This is a genomic window from Kitasatospora sp. NPDC050463, from assembly GCF_040655255.1.
Taxonomy (GTDB): Bacteria; Actinomycetota; Actinomycetes; order Streptomycetales; family Streptomycetaceae; genus Kitasatospora.
Window position 1 is genome coordinate 1 of the sequence record NZ_JBFAJO010000212.1, and the last position, 1850, is coordinate 1850.

The 1850-nt window shown below is 70.4% G+C and carries 2 protein-coding genes; one reads left to right on the top strand and one right to left on the bottom strand.

Translation table 11 applies throughout. From position 1 onward, the window contains the following. The coding region (locus AB0J08_RS41550) for an MFS transporter (RefSeq protein WP_360645384.1) at nucleotides 1–1125 on the top strand (1125 nt) is incomplete at its 5' end. Nucleotides 1126–1351: 226 nt separating this feature from the next. On the opposite strand, the gene AB0J08_RS41555 is transcribed toward AB0J08_RS41550, so the two are convergent. Further along, entirely contained in the window at nucleotides 1352–1633 is a 282-nt protein-coding gene (locus AB0J08_RS41555) for a hypothetical protein (protein WP_360645387.1), read from the bottom strand. Nucleotides 1634–1850 lie beyond the last annotated feature (217 nt).

Genomic DNA, 1850 nt, shown 5'->3' on the forward strand with positions numbered 1-1850 from the left:
TCCACCGTCCCGACACCGCTGTACCCCCTCTACCAGGCACGCGACGGCTTCTCCACGTTCACCGTCACAATCGTCTTCGCCGTCTACGCCATCGGTGTACTGACCAGCCTGCTACTGGCCGGACACATCTCGGACCGGACCGGCCGACGAAAGATCCTGATCACGGCGCTGACGCTCGAACTGGCCGCCGCCGCACTCTTCCTCACCCAACCCTCCCTACCGGTCCTCCTCCTCGCCAGGCTGGTCACCGGCCTCGGCGTCGGCATGCTCACCGCAACCGCCACCGCGCACCTGCACGAACTGCACACCGCGCACCGCCCCGGCGCCTCACCACAACGCTTCGAGATCGTCTCCACCGCCGCCAACATCGGCGGCCTCGGCTTCGGCCCCCTCGTCGCCGGCCTCCTCGCCCAGTACCTCAACGCACCGCTGCGCCTGCCCTACCTCGTCTTCGGCGCCCTGCTGCTGATCAGCGTCGCCGCGGTCGCACTCACCCCCGAGACAATCCAGCAGCAGCCCGTCAGGCCGAAGTACCGCCCGCAGCGCGTCAGCGCCGACCACGGCGACCCGCCCGGATACGTGGCCGCCGCGGCCGCGGGCTTCGCGTCCTTCGCGGTCTTCGGCCTGTTCACCTCACTGGCCCCCGGATTCGTCGGCCACACCCTGCACCACCCGTCCCGCGCACTGGCGGGGCTGATCGTGTTCACCGTGTTCGGTGCCGCCGCGGCGGCCCAGTCGCTCACCGGCCGCCTCAACACCAGGGTACGCAGGAACATCGGCCTGTTCGCCCAGGCCACAGGGGTGACAGCACTGGCCGTCGGCATACGCACCGCCAGCCTCCCCGTGTTCCTGGTGGCCGGCATCGTGGCCGGCATCGGCGCCGGAATGCTGTTCAAGTCCGCGGTCGCCACCGTCGTCGCCATGGCCACACCGGCCAAACGCGGCGAAGCCCTCGCCGGACTCTTCCTCATCGCCTACCTGGGCCTCGCCCTGCCCCCCATCGGCATCGGCATCGCCACCCTCTACACCACCGTGACCACCGCAATGACATGGTTCGCCGGTGTCCTGCTCGTCCTGCTCACCATCACGGGCGCCCTCGCCCGCCGCCCCAGCAACACCGACTGAACAAATCAGCCTGCCACCAGGTCCAAGACCCGGTGGCAGACCCACGCCCGACCGACTTCACCAACCCACCCCCAGGCCCGGAAGGTGGTCGTCCTCGCCCAGGTCGACGAACGCCTCCAGCATCATCACCTCGCCGTCGTCGGTGGCGTTTGGCCGGCTCGCTGCCTACTGGCCGGCAGCCTGGTTGGCACACTGCCCGGCGCACGGCGGCCGGGCGGCGGCCGGGTCACGCGGGGGCCGGTGCGGCGCTCTTCTCACGCAGCGCCAGCTCCGTGGCGTAGTAGCAGCGTTCCTCCAGCGCGCGGGCCATCACCGGGTGCCGGCGCACCGCGGCGGGCGCGGCCCGGTAGGCGGCGCGCAGCTCCTCCAGGGCGGTGCTCTGCTCGGGCGGCCAGGTCTGGCGCTCGATGATCTGCTCGGGGTCGGGGAACTGCTCGCGGCGCTCGGCCGAGACGCGGTCGGAGTAGGCGAGCAGTTCCTGCCAGCCGGCTGTGCGGGTGCGCTCCAAGGCGATCAGGTCGTCGCCTGGGTGTCGTCATGAGCTCGGCGCCACGGGACCGCCGACCCTACGCCTGACCAGCTGAAACACAGCCATCAAGCCCGGAAAGACAACAACCGCTTAGTTAAGGGCCCGTTGTCGAACCGGTCTGGCGGCTCCAGGCGGTCGCCTATGCCTGGGGGAGAGGCAGCTCGGTCCAGATGCATTTGCCGTCGGACGTGTAGCG